The 16,268-nt window shown below is 64.8% G+C and carries 17 protein-coding genes; 15 read left to right on the top strand and 2 right to left on the bottom strand.

The features are described 5' to 3' along the window. Positions 1-217: 217 nt before the first annotated feature. The gene (locus ACODTW_RS13340; protein WP_488946503.1) at positions 218-1,156 is read left to right on the top strand and encodes a DUF2493 domain-containing protein; all 939 of its coding nucleotides are present in this window, start codon (positions 218-220) and stop codon (positions 1,154-1,156) included. An 89-nt stretch (positions 1,157-1,245) separates the two neighbouring features. Here the strand turns inward: ACODTW_RS13340 and ACODTW_RS13335 are convergent, their stop codons facing one another. Continuing rightward, positions 1,246-1,608, bottom strand: a complete 363-nt coding sequence (locus ACODTW_RS13335) for a zinc ribbon domain-containing protein YjdM (RefSeq protein ID WP_488946507.1) — start codon at positions 1,606-1,608, stop codon at positions 1,246-1,248. Positions 1,609-2,323: 715 nt separating this feature from the next. Here ACODTW_RS13335 and ACODTW_RS13330 point away from each other — a divergent pair. The 7 genes from ACODTW_RS13330 to ACODTW_RS13300 all read left to right on the top strand — a co-directional run bounded on the left by ACODTW_RS13330 (position 2,324) and on the right by ACODTW_RS13300 (position 9,328). Next, positions 2,324-2,662 (top strand): DUF736 domain-containing protein, encoded by a 339-nt coding sequence (locus ACODTW_RS13330; protein WP_488946502.1) that lies wholly within the window; start codon positions 2,324-2,326, stop codon positions 2,660-2,662. A 175-nt stretch (positions 2,663-2,837) separates the two neighbouring features. Next, entirely contained in the window at positions 2,838-3,077 is a 240-nt protein-coding gene (locus tag ACODTW_RS13325; protein ID WP_488946501.1) for a helix-turn-helix transcriptional regulator, read from the top strand. Further along, positions 3,074-3,631, top strand: coding sequence for a S26 family signal peptidase (locus tag ACODTW_RS13320; RefSeq protein WP_488946500.1), 558 nt, complete (start codon positions 3,074-3,076; stop codon positions 3,629-3,631). Before ACODTW_RS13325 ends, ACODTW_RS13320 begins: the two co-directional genes overlap by 4 nt. Further along, entirely contained in the window at positions 3,619-4,167 is a 549-nt protein-coding gene (locus ACODTW_RS13315; RefSeq protein WP_488946499.1) for a lytic transglycosylase domain-containing protein, read from the top strand. Before ACODTW_RS13320 ends, ACODTW_RS13315 begins: the two co-directional genes overlap by 13 nt. 226 nt (positions 4,168-4,393) lie before the next feature. Then, the gene (locus ACODTW_RS13310; protein WP_488946498.1) at positions 4,394-4,759 is read left to right on the top strand and encodes a hypothetical protein; all 366 of its coding nucleotides are present in this window, start codon (positions 4,394-4,396) and stop codon (positions 4,757-4,759) included. 262 nt (positions 4,760-5,021) lie between these two features. Further along, a complete protein-coding gene (gene rlxS / locus ACODTW_RS13305) occupies positions 5,022-7,010 on the top strand; it encodes a relaxase/mobilization nuclease RlxS (protein ID WP_488946497.1) in 1,989 nt (662 codons plus the stop codon). 293 nt (positions 7,011-7,303) lie between these two features. Continuing rightward, positions 7,304-9,328 carry a conjugal transfer protein TraG gene (locus tag ACODTW_RS13300; RefSeq protein ID WP_488946496.1) on the top strand — a complete coding sequence of 675 codons (2,025 nt, stop codon included), beginning with the start codon at positions 7,304-7,306 and terminating at the stop codon, positions 9,326-9,328. Positions 9,329-9,375: 47 nt separating this feature from the next. On the opposite strand, the gene ACODTW_RS13295 is transcribed toward ACODTW_RS13300, so the two are convergent. Next, entirely contained in the window at positions 9,376-9,663 is a 288-nt protein-coding gene (locus tag ACODTW_RS13295) for an HU family DNA-binding protein (protein WP_292912498.1), read from the bottom strand. Positions 9,664-9,873: 210 nt separating this feature from the next. Here ACODTW_RS13295 and ACODTW_RS13290 point away from each other — a divergent pair, with 210 nt between their 5' ends. From ACODTW_RS13290 to trbL, 7 genes are read left to right on the top strand one after another with little or no spacing between them, the layout of a single operon-like run. Next, positions 9,874-10,272, top strand: a complete 399-nt coding sequence (locus tag ACODTW_RS13290; RefSeq protein ID WP_488946495.1) for a ribbon-helix-helix domain-containing protein — start codon at positions 9,874-9,876, stop codon at positions 10,270-10,272. After that, complete coding sequence (gene trbB, locus ACODTW_RS13285) at positions 10,269-11,237, top strand: P-type conjugative transfer ATPase TrbB (RefSeq protein ID WP_488946494.1); 969 nt, start codon at positions 10,269-10,271, stop codon at positions 11,235-11,237. The genes ACODTW_RS13290 and trbB overlap by 4 nt, the downstream gene beginning before the upstream one ends. Positions 11,238-11,249: 12 nt before the next feature. Next, entirely contained in the window at positions 11,250-11,573 is a 324-nt protein-coding gene (locus ACODTW_RS13280; RefSeq protein WP_488946493.1) for a TrbC/VirB2 family type IV secretion system protein, read from the top strand. Next, positions 11,570-11,833: a VirB3 family type IV secretion system protein gene (locus ACODTW_RS13275; protein ID WP_488946492.1), complete on the top strand. Its 264-nt coding sequence runs from the start codon at positions 11,570-11,572 to the stop codon at positions 11,831-11,833. Before ACODTW_RS13280 ends, ACODTW_RS13275 begins: the two co-directional genes overlap by 4 nt. After that, on the top strand, positions 11,827-14,253 hold the full coding sequence (gene trbE, locus ACODTW_RS13270; protein WP_488946491.1) for a conjugal transfer protein TrbE: 2,427 nt from the start codon (positions 11,827-11,829) through the stop codon (positions 14,251-14,253). Before ACODTW_RS13275 ends, trbE begins: the two co-directional genes overlap by 7 nt. Next, positions 14,250-14,945 carry a P-type conjugative transfer protein TrbJ gene (gene trbJ / locus ACODTW_RS13265; RefSeq protein WP_488946490.1) on the top strand — a complete coding sequence of 232 codons (696 nt, stop codon included), beginning with the start codon at positions 14,250-14,252 and terminating at the stop codon, positions 14,943-14,945. The genes trbE and trbJ overlap by 4 nt, the downstream gene beginning before the upstream one ends. Positions 14,946-14,956: 11 nt before the next feature. After that, a complete protein-coding gene (trbL, locus tag ACODTW_RS13260) occupies positions 14,957-16,267 on the top strand; it encodes a P-type conjugative transfer protein TrbL (RefSeq protein ID WP_488946489.1) in 1,311 nt (436 codons plus the stop codon). Position 16,268: the final 1 nt, after the last annotated feature.

Below are 16,268 nucleotides of genomic sequence, written 5' to 3'. Positions count from 1 at the left end.
GATCTGCCAGGGCCGGCCGGATCCGCAATGGCGGCCCGCTTGCTTTCTTCCCCGGTCGCCCGAGGGCGGCCTCCTCGCGGGACAAGAAAGCGCGGGTCCCCATCCTCCGCTGCCGCTCCGGCCCGCAAAGCGGGTGCGAACCCGGCCTGCGGCCCTGGCCGGCGATCCCCATGAAGGCCGCGGAGGGCGTGGCCAACCGGAGATCCAGGAGGCCGCCATGACCCGCCTGAGCACCCATTCCCTGTCCCCCGATGATGAAACACCAGCCGCATTGGTCCCGTCCGCCCACCTGCTGGAGGAGTTGCAGCTCTATGGATATCGGCCTTTCCAGGATGAGCCGGACCCGCGCCCCTTGCCCGATGCCGAGCAGGCCCGGGCCGAGATCGGGGCGTGCCTGGAAACCCTGGCCGGCCTGCTGACCGGTACCCGGCTGGAGGACGATCTGGGCGACCTGCTCTGGGCCTGTGTCAACGTCTTCCACCGCCGCATCGCCGGTCTGGAGCGCGACCTGGACAGCAACGAGCAAGCCCAACTGCGCAGCCAGATTGAGCAGGACGGCTCGGAAATCCGCTCCGTCGAGCTGGAGCGGCTGACGTCGGAAGGTATCGGGCTGATCGAGCGCCGCAATGCCTTCGAGTTCTTCCGCGACGCTGCCGCCGAGATGTATGAGGCCCTGACCGGCTCCACCTGGCGCCCCCGCCAGGGATCGCAATTGAGCCACCGGACCCTGACGGCGGCGGTGATCGACAGCCGTGATCACATTGCCGCCCGCCGCTACGCCGACACCAATGTGCTGATACCGCCCGGTCCCAAGATCGCCTTTGCCGGCGGCGTTGAGTTCAACGACGTTGATCGCATCTGGTCCGCCCTGGACAAGGTCCATGCCAAGCACCCCGACATGGTGCTGCTGCACGGTGGCACCCCGAAGGGAGCCGAACGCATCGCCGCCTGCTGGGCGGATCACCGGCAGGTGCCGCAGATCGTCTACAAGCCCGACTGGACCCGCCACAAGAAGGCAGCACCGTTCCGCCGCAATGACACGCTGCTGGAGGCCCTGCCCATCGGGCTGGTGGCCTTCCCCGGCTCCGGCATTTCGCAGAACCTGGCAGACAAGGCGCGCAAGATGGGCATTCCGGTGTGGCGGTTCGGGGGGTGATGGGTGTTCCCCGACCCCTGTTTCCTGCCTGTGTTGGCCATGGGAACCGAGGCTGCCGGCGACATGTGCCGAAACTTCCCCCGGTCTTTTTAAGCCTTTTTCACGAACTCCGATTTCAAATTCATTGCGCCGATACCATCGATCTTACAGGCGATGTTGTGGCCATCGGCCCCGTCCACAAGGCGGATGTTTTTCACTTTGGTTCCGCCTTTGACGACCAGGGATGATCCCTTGACCTTCAGATCCTTGATGACCGTGACGCTGTCACCATCGGCGAGCGCGTTTCCATTGGCATCGTGGATGGTGCCAAGCCCATCCGCTTCCTGTGCGCCGGTCTCGCCAACGGTCGCTTGCTGGCTCCATTCGTGGGCGCATTCCGGACAAACCCAGATGCTGCCGTCCTGATATGCATGTTCAGACCCGCACTCGGGGCATTTCACGTCACTGTCCATCATCGACCTCGTCATTGGGCGGCGCGAAACTAATGCACGGATGAGGCGATAGGAATTGCAAAAGACGGAGGTGGACTGCGCGATCTCTATCCGCCACGTTCGCATTGCGCCAGCGATCGTTTGCGGTCGCAGATAAAGCCTGTGTCGGTTGATCCCGCCGGGAGTGGAGTCCGCTCTGACGCGGGGCGATGGGTTGGAGCCCGACACCGCGCCCGCCGTCGGGTTCAAGGTCCCAGGGTTTCGGCTTTGGCCGTCCTTTCGGCAGCCAATCATCGGTGCTTCCCGTCTCAGCAAAGCGGGATACGAGGGCTTCGTCGCGCTGTCTATGGGCAAGGCGGGCTTGCCGCCGACGGTGGCTTGGGTCCGTCCGGGGAAGGCGGTACATCGTGTCGTGACTGTGTGCGGATGACGCACGCAATCGTCTCCTTCCGGCCTCTGTGTTCCCAGTCCATCCCCGCTGTCCCTCCGATGGCGTAGAGCCCGCGGTGCCCCTGCCAATCCTCGGGTTTGAGAAAATTTCCCCTGCCGGAACCACCCCGCCAGGGACGGGGACCCCGGTTCCGGCATTCCTCGCGAAGCAAATTTTCTCACCCTCAGGTCCTCCACTTCGTTCCGGTCCGTCGCTTCGCTTCCGATGGCATGGCCGCCTATGCGGGCTCTGCCGCCGAGGACATCGCGGGGATGATCCTGCGACCAGCAGCGAAGGAGACAGATCATGGCCCTTACCCTCGGCACCTTCACCAAGCTCGACGATGGTGTCTATTCCGGCATCCTCAAGACCCTCAACGTCACCGCCAACCTCACCATCGTGCCGACGGACAAGCTGTCGGAGGATGCTCCCGATCATCGCGTCTATGCCGGCAACGGCCAGCGCTACGAGATCGGCGCCGGCTGGAGCCAGATCGCCAAAACCAGCGGTCAGACCTACCTGAACCTCAAGATGGGGGCGCCCGAACTCGGTCCGTCCTCCCTCTACGCCCGCCTTGTCAAGCTGGACCAGCCCGCCGACGAAGGCCATACCCACATCATCCTTTGGGAGCCACGCGACCGCTGATCCGCTTCTCCGAAGCCCCGTTCCGGCATTGCCCGGGACGGGGCTTTTGTCTGTCCAGCGCCAGGGGGATCGAAAACAAGGGGGGTGGATTTTCGAGCGTCCTCACGCACGCCCAGGACCGACATGCTGATCCCACCTGCGGCGATATCCGCCGCTTGAGCTGAGGGAGATTGGTATGGAAGACGAGGTGAACCGGGCTGCCCAGGCTAGGAAGGGCAGCCCCTTTCTCAATACCGCACAGGCTGCTTTCTATGTCGGCCTGTCGCACCGAACCCTGGAAAAGATGCGCCTGACGGGTGGTGGTCCGCGCTTTCGCAAGCATGGGCGATACGTTCGCTATCATATCGATGACTTGGATTCATGGTCGCAGGGCGAGCGTCGCGACAGCACCTCGGACAAGGGGGGCTTGTTATGAACAGCCTCCCGAGAGCTGGCCGTCGGCCATCGCGCCGGCGTCGTCTGCCACGCGCCATGCGCCACAAGGTGCTGATCCTGGCGGGCCTCGGGTTGGCGGCGCTGGGCTTCGCCAGCCTGGGTCGCCCGGCGCCAATCCTAGTGTGGAACAGCAGCGCATCGGCCCCTGTCGGCCTCTATCTGGTGCTGCCGGAAACCCGTTCACGCACTGGCGACATGGTCCTGGTCCGCCCGCCCGATGCCATCGCCGATCTGGCCGCTCGGCGGGGCTACCTGCCGCGAGGCGTGCCTCTGATCAAGGGGGTAGCGGCCGTCGGTGGGGACGAGGTTTGTGCCCGTGGCGACGAATTGTCGATCAATGGCGATGTGGTTGCGCAGCGGCTGAAGACCGACAGTTTGGGCCGCCCGCTCCCCTGGTGGGAAGGATGTCGCCACCTGTCGGCTGGTGAAATCCTGTTGTTGATGTCGGCCGCAGGCTCCCTGGATGGGCGCTATTTCGGGCCGATCCCATCGGTGCATGTCATCGGCCGGCTGGTGCCGTTATGGCGGCGCTGAGATTGGGTGGCGTGCTGCTGGCAATGGTGCTGGCAGGGCCCGTCCTGGCGGTCGAACGGTCGCCCTACGAGGCGGAGATGGTTGTGGCAGCCGAGCGTTTCGATCTGCCGGCGGCTTGGATCAGGGCCGTCATCAAGGTGGAAAGCGGCGGTGATCCAGGTGCTGTTTCGTCCAAGGGGGCGTTGGGCCTGATGCAACTGATGCCCGATACCTGGGCGGAAATGCGCGACCGTTACGGCATTGTCGGCGATGTATTCGATCCCGCCGCCAACATCATGGCGGGTGCCGCCTATCTCGCCGAGATGCGGGACCGCTTCGGCTATCCCGGCCTGTTCGCGGCCTACAATGCCGGTCCCAGCCGTTATCAGGCGCATCTACGCCAGGGCGTATCGCTGCCCGTCGAAACCAGCACCTATCTGGGCAGGTTGGACATTGTCGGGGCGGAGCGCCACGAGATCCAACGGCTCTTCATGCCCATGGGCACGGCGGACAAGCGCCTGTTCGTACCAATTTCCCGGCCATCGGACCGACATTGATGGTCCCCGATGCCCGGCATGAGTGGGGTTCTCTCATCTCGGTCAGGCCCATCGTACCAGCCAGACCGAGACGCCCGTCAAGGATGCGCGGTCCCCCCGAATTGCGGTGCAATTCGGCTCCCCCGCGCCCCGCTCCGCGGCGCCTTCGGCGTCCTTGACCGCCGCCTCTCCGGCTGAGGAGGGAACCCCGTCCTCGATGATGGGGACGCCAGCCAGGGAGGTTCCCATGTCCTTCATTGCAACGCATCCGCAGGCCGCAATCGACCGTTTCGCTGCCTTGGTCGATGACGTCCGGGTCGAGTTCGGCGAGGAAGGCCTGATGGCCAATGTCGAGCGTTTCATCAGTGCCGAACGGCCCGATTTCATCTGGGATGGCCGCTTCCAGGAGCATTATCTGGGCGAATGGATGGGCAATGATGACGGTGCAGAAGGCCTCTACTGCATCCTCATCCTGAGCCATTTCCGGGGCGAATTCATCGTCGCCAGCTGTGTTGTTGATGGCGATGAGCGTCTCCATTCGATGACCCGCCAGCGTGCCTATGCCACGCGCGACGCCGCCGAGAAGGCCTTCCAGAGTGCCGCATGTCGATAGGCGGCGCTGATCGGGGAGCGGCGGTTCAGGCCGTCGCTCCCTTTTTTTCCAGCATGAGAACGTAGAAGGGCGTGGATAAGCGCGGGTGCTGACCAGGGGCGCTGTAGGGCAAGATGAAGCGGTGGCGCCAGCGCCCCCGTAACCCTCTGTCTGCACATCCTTTTAGGGGTTCGGCGGTGGCGCCACGGCGGTTGGGCCGGTGCCATTCTGGCGCCATGGCCCCGGGATGCCCCATTTCAGCTTCGGATCGGGAGGTGCCGCGATGTTCGCTGACGATCATGATTTCCAGCCCCGTCTGGGCCGGATGCGCAGTGTCTCCGGGCGTCGCGGCAAGCGCTTCCTGAACCGGGTGCTGGCGGCGACCGTTCTGGCCAATGGCGGGCCGGTCAGCTTCAGGGCGCGGAAGACCCACTTCGATGGCAGTCGGATCGGGCGGGGTGCCGGCGTCGGCCGGGTGCTGGCATCGCGCGACCAGTTCGCCGCCTTGCGGCAGCGGCGCGTGATCATCAAAGCCCGCATCGTCAAACTGGCGGGCAAGGGCATGGCCGGCGCCCGCGCCCATCTGCGCTATATCCAGCGCGATGGCGTCACCCGTGACGGACAGGCGGGTCAGCTCTATGGAGCCGACCAGGACAAACTGGACGGACGGGCGTTCCTTGACCGTGCTGGCGTCGACCGCCACCAGTTCCGTTTCATTGTCTCGGCCGAAGATGGCGACCAGTACGACGATCTGAAGCCCGTGGTCCGCCGCCTGATTGCGCAGATGGAACAGGACCTGGACACGCGGCTCGATTGGGTAGCGGTCGATCACCACAATACCGGCCATCCCCACAGCCACGTCATCCTGCGAGGTAAAGACGAACGCGGCAAGGATCTGATCATCGCGCGGGAATATCTGGCCCAGGGCATGCGCGAGCGCGCCGCTGAGATCGTCAGCCTGGATCTTGGCCCCCGCACCGACCTGGAGGTCCAGGAAAAGCTGCGCCGGGAGGTGGAACAGGAACGGTTCACCAGCCTGGACCGGCGTCTGCTGCGGGACCGGACGCCGGATCAGCTGGTATCAGGCAGCGACGAGGACTCGTTTCAGCAGGCCCTGCGGACAGGCCGTCTGCGCAAGCTGGAACGGTTGGACTTGGCCGAGGACTTAGGCGCGGGACAATGGCGGCTCGCTCCTGACCTGGAAGCCACCCTGCGCCGCATGGGTGAGCGTGGCGATATCATCAAGACCCTGCATCTGGAACTGGCCGCGCAGAACCTGACCCGCGGGCCGGGTGACTTGTTTATCCACGACACAGGTATCGCCAATGCCCAACCCATCACAGGCCGTGTCATCGCGCGCGGTCTGTCGGAGGAGGTGAATGACCGACACTACCTGATCATCGACGCCACAGATGGCCGCGCCCACTATGTCGATATCGGCAAGGGTGAGGCGACGGAGCCAACGCCGGTCGGCAGCATCCTGAGTGTGGAGCCGCGTGCGACAGACCCACGCCCTATGGATCGCCGCATCATAGAGATCGCCGCTGCCAATAATGGCCGGTACATCATCGACATCCACCTGCGCCACGATCCCGCGGCCAGCGAAGCCTTTGCCGACACCCATGTCCGACGGCTGGAGGCGATGCGCCGTCTGACCAACGCCGTCAGCCGCGAGCCAGACGGCACCTGGATCATCCAACCCGACCACCTGGACCGCGTCGCCGACTATGAACGCACCCAGGCCCGATTTAACCCGGTCACCGTCCGGATGCTGTCCACCCTGCCGTTGGAACAGCAGATCGCCACCGACGGTGCCACCTGGCTGGACCGGGAGTTGGTTGCCAGCAACCCAGCGCCGCTGCGCGATGCTGGTTTTGGTCGAGAGGTCCGTGACGCCCTGGGCCGCCGCCGCCAATGGCTGATAGTCGAGGATCTAGCCCGCGAGGAACAAGGCCGAACCTTCTACCGTGCCGACCTGCTGGCGACCCTGCGGCGGCGGGAACTGATGCGGGTTGCCGGCCAACTATCCGACGAACTGGGCCTAACCTATGCCAACCTCTCCCGTGGCCAACCCGTCGAGGGCACCTACCGCCTGACGGTGACCCTTGCCAGCGAAAAGCTGGCCCTGATCGAACGCAGCCGGGACTTCACCCTGGTCCCCTGGCGACCCGTGCTGGACCGGCATCTTGGACAGCAGGTGTCAGGGACGGTCGGTGGGGATGGTGTGACCTGGAATTTCGGGCGACAGCGCGGCGGGCCAACAGTTGGTTAATGGTCCGGGAGGCCGCTGGGATGTGCGGTTTCTTGCCCCAACTGCGACCGGTCTCCCAGGAAAAATCTGCGCGGATGGGTCAATGCCGTCCTGCTGGGCGTGCAGGCCGTGTTTTTTGCTGGTGGCGTATGGCTTGCCGGGTTGCCTTCCGGAGCGGAAGATGTGTTGACGGCCATCCAATTGGGCTACCCGGTTGCTGCCTTCTTGGCATCGTAGCTGGGCGTATATGAGCGGGATTTTTCATTCCACGCGTCGCATCCATCATCCGAGGGGTTCTGCTCTCGGAGGCCCCCATGACCCCCACCAAACTGCTGATCGGCCAGATCCTGGTCGTGTTTGCTATCGTCATTCTGGGCGTCTGGGCTGCGACGCAATGGGCGGCTGCCATGTTGGGCTATCAGGCACAGCTCGGGCCCGCCTGGACTGTCATCGCCGGTTGGCCAGTCTACCGCCCGTGGCAATTGTTCGAATGGTGGTACTGGTATGAGGCCTATGCGCCGCATGTCTTCGACACGGCCGGCATGTTGGCCGGGGCCAGCGGATTCATGGGCTGTGCTGCTGCCATCATCGGATCGCTATGGCGTGCCCGGCAGACGCGGATGGTCACCACCTATGGTTCCTCGCGCTGGGCGACCCGCCGGGAGGTGGAGGGGGCGGGGCTGTTTCGACCGGCGGGGGTCTTTCTGGGTAGGTTGGGGGGACGGTACCTGCGCCATGATGGGCCGGAGCATCTCATGGCCTTTGCACCCACCCGGTCGGGCAAGGGCGTGGGGCTGGTGGTGCCGACGCTGCTGTCCTGGACCGGATCGGCGGTGATCCATGACATCAAGGGCGAGAACTGGCAGCTGACGGCGGGGTGGCGGGCGCGCTTCTCGCACAGCCTGCTGTTCAACCCCACCGATCCACGGTCGGCCCGTTACAATCCGCTGCTAGAGGTGCGTAAAGGGCCGGATGAGGTCCGCGATGTGCAGAACATTGCAGATATCCTGGTGGATCCAGAGGGGGCGTTGGAGCGCCGGAACCATTGGGAGAAAACCTCCCATAGCCTGCTGGTCGGTGCCATCCTGCATGTGCTCTATGCCGAGGAGGAGAAGACCCTGGCGCGGGTGGCGACCTTCCTGTCTGATCCCAGGCGCAGCTTTGCCCACACCCTGCGCCGGATGATGGCCACCAACCATCTGGGCACGCCCGATAAGCCCATTGTCCATCCCGTTGTCGCTTCGGCGGCACGCGAGGTGCTGAACAAGTCGGAGAATGAGCGGTCCGGCGTGCTGTCCACCGCCATGTCGTTCCTGGGTCTTTACCGTGATCCCACGGTAGCGGCCACGACGGCGGCCTGTGACTGGCGGATTGCCGATCTGGTGGATGCGCCAAGGCCTGTGTCGCTTTACCTCGTGATCCCACCCTCGGACATTTCCCGCACCAAGCCGCTGGTGCGGCTGGTGTTGAACCAGATCGGTCGGCGTTTGACTGAGCGGCTGGAAGGTGATCCCGCCAAACGGCGGCGGCACCAGTTGCTGATGATGCTGGATGAGTTTCCGGCGTTAGGACGACTGGATTTCTTCGAGACGGCGCTGGCCTTCATGGCGGGCTATGGCATCCGTGCCTACCTGATTGCCCAGAGCCTCAACCAGATCTCCAAGGCCTATGGCGAGAACAACGCCATCCTGGATAATTGCCATGTCCGCATCGCCTTCAGCAGCAATGACGAGCGCACGGCCAAACGCATCTCGGACGCGCTGGGCACGGCGACGGAACAGCGGGCGCAGCGCAACTATGCCGGCCACCGGCTGGCCCCCTGGCTGTCCCACGTCATGGTCAGTCGACAGGAGACGGCGCGGCCCCTGCTGACACCGGGAGAGGTGATGCAATTGCCGCCCAAAGATGAGCTGGTGCTGGTGTCTGGCTTGTCGCCGATCCGGGCCCGCAAGCTACGGTACTATGAGGACCGGAACTTCATGGAGCGCGTGTTGCCGGCACCAACCCTGTCGGACGGACCCTATGCCGACTGTCCCCCGGCCCGATCCGACGATTGGGGCGGACAGGTGCGCGGCATGGATCAGCGGCTTGCGGAGGATGACGAGGATACCGCCCTGGAAGAACTGACCGAGGGTGGCCTACAGCAGCAGCGTCATCCGGGGCTGCCCGAGGAGGGGGTGGCCAGACCGGTCGACCCTGACGGTGCTGACCTGTTTGGGCCTGCTGATGACGAGACGGATGTGGCGGCTGATAAACGCGCCATGGACCGTTTGTCGAATGTCGCTCGTGCCCATGCGATCAACGAAGGATCGCGCGACGATCTGCTGCCCAGCTTTTGACTGGGCGGGGATGGCGATGCCCGCTGGGTGGGGCATCGCCATCAGCATCAGCCGTTCAGCACATCCTTCAGCGCCTTGGCCGGCGAGAACTTGGCCTTGGTCTGGGCGGCGATGGTGGTCGGTGCCCCCGTCTGCGGGTTGCGGCCCTGACGCTCCGGCACCTGCTGGGCCGTGAACTTGCCAAAGCCAGCGAGATTGATCTCCTTGCCATCCTTCAGGCCCGTGGCAATGGCCCCCAGGATACGCTCCACGGCTTCCTTGCCGCTGACTTTCGTGCTCCCCGTGACCTCAGCCACGATGGCGGCCAGGTCGTCCTTGCTGATCTTTTCCGTCATCTCTCATCCCGTTCTGCGTTGCAGGCACCGACAGAGTGCCCGATTTCCAAGCCTTTACCCTGAATGAACGGCGTCTGACCAGTTACCTGGATGGACAGGGGGATAGTCGGCTTTGGTGCAGATCGCGCAAGAGCGTAGGTAACGGCCATAAGAGATTCCGCCGCTCTGTCCCACGCTTGGCACCAACGATCCTGACGTTGGAGCCGGGCCATGAAACCCCGCCATCACCTCTATCTCGATGACGAACTATCGACCCAGCTTGAGGCCCTGGCCGCCAAGCCGGGCACGACCAAATCGGCCATCGTTGCCGATGCTCTGCGCCAATACCTGTCCCGGCGGGGGGCCAATGGCATCGAGGAGGCCTTGCGCATCCGGCTGGACCGGCAGGGGCGGCAGTTGGAGCGGATCGAGCGTGATGTGCAGGTGCTGCTCGAAAGCCTGGCGCTGTATGTCCGCTACCAACTGACCGTCACGGCCCCGGTACCCGAACCTGACCGGGCTGCCCATGCCGTGGGCAAGGAGCGGTTTCAGAAATTCATCGATCAGGTGGGCCGCCAGATGGCCGCCCCCACCCGCACCCTGTCCGCCAGCCGGGAGGGCACAGCATGAGCCCCAAGCGCGAGGCGGACGAACGCCGCCATTCCATGCTGCGAACCGCCCTGGGGCCGGATATCGCCGCCGCCTTGGATAACCCGACCGTCACTGAGGTCATGGTCAATCCTGACGGGATGTTGCGCCTGGAACGGGCCGGGCAGGGGATTGCCGCCACCGGTATGCAGGTGCCGCCCGAGGAGGTGGAGCGGCTAATCCGGCTGGTGGCCTCGCATGTTGGTGCCGAAGCCCATGCCGACCGGCCCATTCTGTCAGCGGAGTTGCCTACGGGTGAGCGGTTCGAGGGGCTGCTGCCGCCCGTGGTGACGGCCCCCTGCTTTGTCATCCGCAAACCGGCGGCGCGTATCCTGACCCTGGCCGACTATGTCGCCGATGGCATCCTGTCGCCCTTGCAGGCCGATGCCCTGCGCCGGGCCGTGCGGGCGCGCCGTAACATTCTGGTGGCGGGCGGCACTGCGTCGGGCAAGACCACGCTGACCAATGCCCTGCTGGCCGAACTGGCCGAGACCACCGAACGGCTGGTGCTGATCGAGGATACGCGCGAGTTGCAATGCGCCGCCCCGGACTGTGTGGCGCTGCGCACGCGACCGGGCGTGGTCAGCCTGCGCGACTTGGTGCGCTCCACCCTGCGCCTGCGGCCCGACCGGATCATCGTGGGTGAGGTCCGGGGCGGCGAAGCGCTCGACCTGCTCAAGGCCTGGAACACCGGCCATCCCGGCGGTATCGCCACCCTCCATGCCAATTCCGCCCAGGCCGCCCTTTATCGGCTGGAACAACTGGCGCAGGAGGCGGTGGTCACCGTGCCCCGCCGCCTGATCGCCGAGGCGGTGGACCTGATCGTCCATATCCAGTCCCGCGGCGGTCAGCGTCGGGTGGATGCCATCGCCCGCACCGATGGCCTCGACGCCCATGGCGATTACCGGACCGTCACCTTGGGTCCGGCCGACCTTCAACAGCTTTAACAGGAGATCAATATGCGACCGTTCCGCGTGTCCCGTCTGCGTTCCCTGGCCTTTGCCGGCATGGCCCTGCTGCTGACCACGCCTGTGCAGGCGGCTGGCTCCGGCATGCCCTGGGAGGATCCCCTCCAGCGCATTCTGGATTCCGTCCAGGGCCCCGTCGCCAAGATCGTGGCGGTGATCATCATCATCACCACCGGCCTGACCCTGGCTTTCGGGGAAACGTCGGGCGGCTTCCGGCGGATGATCCAGATCGTCTTCGGGCTGTCGGTGGCGTTTGCCGCCTCCAGCTTCTTCCTGTCCTTCTTCTCGTTTGGCGGTGGGGCGCTGCTGCCATGAAGGACTTGCTCGAAGGTTTCACCGTGCCGCTGCACCGGGCGCTGACCGAGCCGATCCGGCTGGGCGGTGCCCCGCGTGCGCTGGCCATCCTTAATGGCACCATCGCCGCCGCCGTCGGTCTCGGGCTCCAGCAATGGCTGGCCGGGCTTCTGCTGGCGCTGGGCGGGCATAGCCTTGCCGTACTGGTCAGCCGCCGTGATCCGCACATCGCCGCCATCCTGGCCCGCCATCTGCGTCAAGCGGGAGGCTGGTCATGCTGAACCTGCGCGAATACCGCCCCCGGCCCGACCGGCTGGCCGATCATCTGCCCTGGGCGGCCCTGGTGGCTCCCGGCACGATCCTGAACAAGGATGGCAGTTTCCAGCGCACCCTGCGTTATCGCGGGCCGGACCTGGATTCTGCCACCGAGGCCGAACTGGTGGCGCTGGCCGCGCGCACCAACAATGCCCTTCGGCGGTTGGGATCGGGCTGGGCATTGTTCTTTGAGGCCGAACGGGTGCCGGCGTCGGGTTATCCCGACGGTACCTTTCCCGATGCCGCGTCTTGGCTGGTGGATCAGGAACGCCGCGCCGGGTTTGAACGGGAGGGTAGCCATTACGAGAGCGTCTACCACCTGACAATCCTCTATCTGCCGCCGCCCGACACACAGGCCCGCGCCAGCAGTGCTTTGCTGGATGGGGGTAATTCGTCTGTCGGGCGGCGCGATTGGCGGCGGGACCTGGATCAGTTCCAGCAGGAATTCTTCCGGCTGGCGGGGCTGCTGCAAACCATCCTGCCTGAACAGCATGATCTGGATGATGCCGAGACGCTGACCTACCTGCACGGCTGCATTTCCACCCGGCGGCATCCAGTCGCCGTACCGGATGTGCCGCTGTATCTGGACGGCGTGCTGGTGGATACGCCGCTCTTGGGCGGGCTGGAGCCGATGTTGGGTGACCGGCATCTGCGGGTGCTGTCGGTACTGGGCTTTCCTAACCAGACGCGGCCGGGCCTGCTGGATGGGCTGAACCATCTGGATTTCCCCTATCGCTGGGTCACGCGCTGGATCCCGCTGGACAAGGAGCAGGCCACCCGCGCCCTGAACCGGTTGCGCCGCCACTGGTTCGCCAAGCGCAAATCCATCGGCGCGCTGCTGCGGGAGGTGATGACCAACGAGCCCTCGACCCTGCTGGACAGTGATGCTGACAACAAGGCGATGGATGTTGACGAGGCGCTGCAATCGCTTGGCGCGGACCATGTCGCCTATGGACACCTGACCACCACGGTCACGGTCTGGGATACAGACCCGCAGGCGGCAGACGATAAACTGGCCGCTGTCGAGCGGGTGCTGACGGGGTTGGGTTTTACCGTCATCCCCGAGCGGATCAATGCGGTGGAAGCCTGGTTGGGCAGCCTGCCTGGCCATGTCTATGCCAATGTCCGCCAGCCGCTGGTTCACAGTCTGAACCTTGTCCATCTGATGCCACTGTCGGCCACCTGGGCAGGGCCTGCCCGAAATGGTCACCTCAATGGCCCGCCGCTGTTCCAGGCGGAGACCAGCGGAGCCACGCCGTTCCGCTTTTCCACCCATGTCGGCGATGTTGGACACATGCTGGTGGTGGGGCCGACGGGGGCGGGCAAGTCGGTGCTGCTGGCCCTGATGGCGATGCAGTTCCGCCGTTATCCCGGTGCGCAGGTCTATATCTTCGACAAGGGCAACTCTGCCCGAGCCGCCACCCTTTCCATGGGTGGCCGCCACCATGCGCTGGGACAGACGGGCGACCTGTCCTTCCAGCCGCTGCGCCGCATTGACGATCCCGACCAGCGGGCCTGGGTTGCCGATTGGATTACGGCCCTTTTGGACCATGAACAGGTCGTGGTGTCGCCAGAGATCAAGGACCTTGTCTGGTCAGCGCTGAACAGTCTGGCCGGAGCGCCGCCGGAACAGCGCACGCTGACCGGCCTGTCTCTGCTGCTACAATCCAACCCGCTGAAGGCTGCCCTTCAGCCCTACACGCTGGAAGGGCCGCACGGTGCTTTGCTGGACGCCGCCGAGGACGGACTGGACTTGGCGACCGTGCAGTGCTTCGAGATGGAGGCGTTGCTGCACCGGACAGGTGCCGTGCTGCCGGTCCTGACCTATCTTTTCCATCGGCTGGAGGAGCGCTTCACGGGCGCGCCCACCCTGCTGATCCTGGATGAGGCCTGGGTCTATCTCGACAATCCCGCCTTCGCCGCCCGTATCCGGGAATGGCTGAAGATCCTGCGCAAGCGGAACGTCGCGGTGCTGTTCGCCACCCAGTCGCTGACTGACATTTCCGGCAGCAGTATCGCCCCGGCCCTGATCGAAAGCTGTCCGCAGCGCGTCTTCCTGCCCAATGACCGCGCCATCGAACCGCAGGCCAGGGCCGTCTATGCCGCCTTCGGGCTTAACGACCGCCAGATAACCCTGATCGCTCAGGCCACGCCCAAGCGGGACTATTACCTGCAATCCAGGCGGGGCAACCGACTGTTCCAACTGGGGCTTGGGCCGGTGGCCAAGGCCTTCTGCGCTGCATCGGACCCCGCCTCCCCTGCGCTGATCGACAAGGTCCTGGCCGAGGCGGGGCAGGGCGGCTTTGCCGTCCCTTGGCTGCGTGCCAAGGGACTGGATTGGGCTGCGGAGCTTCTGGACCGCTATCGTGAGGAGTTCCGACCATGAGCGCCAAGCTGTTCGCGGCCCTAGTGGCCGTTACCCTGTTCATCGGCAGGGCTGAGGCCTTTACCGTCTATGACCCCGCCAACCATGCCCAGAATGTGCTCCAGGCCGCCCGTGCCCTGGAACAGATCAACAACCAAATCCGCACCCTGCAAAATCAGGCCACCATGTTGCAGAACATGGCCCGGCAGCTTCAGCGGCTGGATTACTCGTCCCTGGGCCAGATCACCAGCGCCCTGAACCGGATCGACGGGCTGATGATCCAGGCCGACAGTATCGGCTTTGACCTAGCGGGCAGCGATACCGCCTGGCAACGCACCTATCCCGGTACTTACCGCGATGCCGATGCTGCCAGCCTGGATCAGCAGGCCGACATTCAGTGGCGCAGCGCCAGGGCTGCGTACCAGCAGACCATGCGGGTTCAGTCGGGCATCGTCACGGCCATCCAGTCCGATGCGCCCCTGCTGGCCGATCTGGTCAATCGCAGCCAGGGGGCCGACGGCAGTTTGCAGGCACAGCAGGCGGGCAACCAGCTCCTGGCCCTGTCCATCAAGCAGCAGATGCAGCTGCAAAGCCTGATGGCCGCCCAATACCGCGCCGATGCCGAAACCCAGGCCAACATTGCCGAGGCCAATGCCATGGCGCGGGAACGCACCCGGCAGTTCCTGGGCGATGGCCGCGCCTATCGCCGCTGAGGACAACCATCATGGGCGACCTTGGCATCATTGACCGGTTCACGGAAACCTTCATCCGCTACATCGACAGCGGCTTTGGGCTGTTGTCGGGTGATGTAGCCTATCTGACCGCCACCCTGATCACCATCGACATGGTGCTGGCCGGATTGTTCTGGGCCATGGATGGCCATCACGACGTGATGCCGCGCCTGATCCGCAAGGTGCTCTATGTCGGCTTCTTCGCGCTGGTGCTGGGTAACTTCCAGGCGCTGTCGGAGGCTGTTTACAGCTCCTTTGCCCAACTGGGGCTGCGGGCAGGCAATTCAGGCCTCTCGGCCAGTGACCTGCTGCATCCGGGCCAACTGGCTGCCGTGGGGTTTGAGGCGGCCCATCCGCTGCTCAAGCAGGCAGAGACCATGATCGGGTTTCCCAAGATTTTTGGAAACGCGCTGCATCTCACCATCCTGGTGTTGGCATGGTTCTTTGTGGTGATCGCCTTCTTCATCCTGGCGGTGCAGCTCTTTATCACGCTGGTGGAATTCAAGCTGACCTCGCTGGCCGGGTTCGTGCTGGTGCCCTTTGCCTTGTGGAGCAAAACGGCCTTTCTGGCGGAGCGCGTGCTGGGCCATGTCATCTCGTCTGGCATCAAGATCATGGTCCTGGCCGTCATTGTCGGCATTGGCTCCAGCTTCTTTCGGGAATTCACCGAAGCGCTGAATGGCAAGGTGCCAGGCATCAATGAGGCGATGACCATGGTGCTGGCATCCCTGGCGCTGCTGGGGTTGGGCATCTTTGGTCCCGGTATCGCCGCTGGGCTGGTGTCTGGTTCACCCCAACTCGGCGCGGGTGCTGCGCTTGGGACCGCTGGGGCCGCCGCCGGCACTGTTTTGCTTGCCGGTGGTGCTGCGGTTGCTGGTGCCCGACTTGCCGGTGGGGCTGGTCTCTCCGCCGTGCGTGCGGGTGCCAGTCTCGGCGGTGCCGCTACAGGTGCCTACCAGTCTGCGCAGGCCGCTGGACAGTCGGGTGTGGGCGGTATCGCCCGTGCCGCCGGAGAGGCCACCTTGCGTAAGGCCAAGGATGCCGGTCATCGCATGACCGAACCGTTGCAGGAGGCCTATCAGTCCGGTCGCCAGTCCACCCATCCCGACCCTTCGTCTGAGACAGGTGGGGAGGGGGTAGGTGCCGCATCGTCTGCTTCCACCGACAACGCCCCGGCTTGGGCTCGCAAGCTGCGCGCCGAGCAGGCAGCCCGCGCCCGCCGCCACAGCACCGAACAGGCCATCAAGGATGGGGACCGGTCCAGCGGCAGCGCTGCCCCGTCCCTCGATCAGAAGGATGACTGAC

Source organism: Niveispirillum sp. FG148 (genome assembly GCF_057809655.1).
The sequence above is the reverse complement of the archived record's forward strand: the minus strand, read 5'-3'. Positions and strand labels throughout refer to the sequence as shown.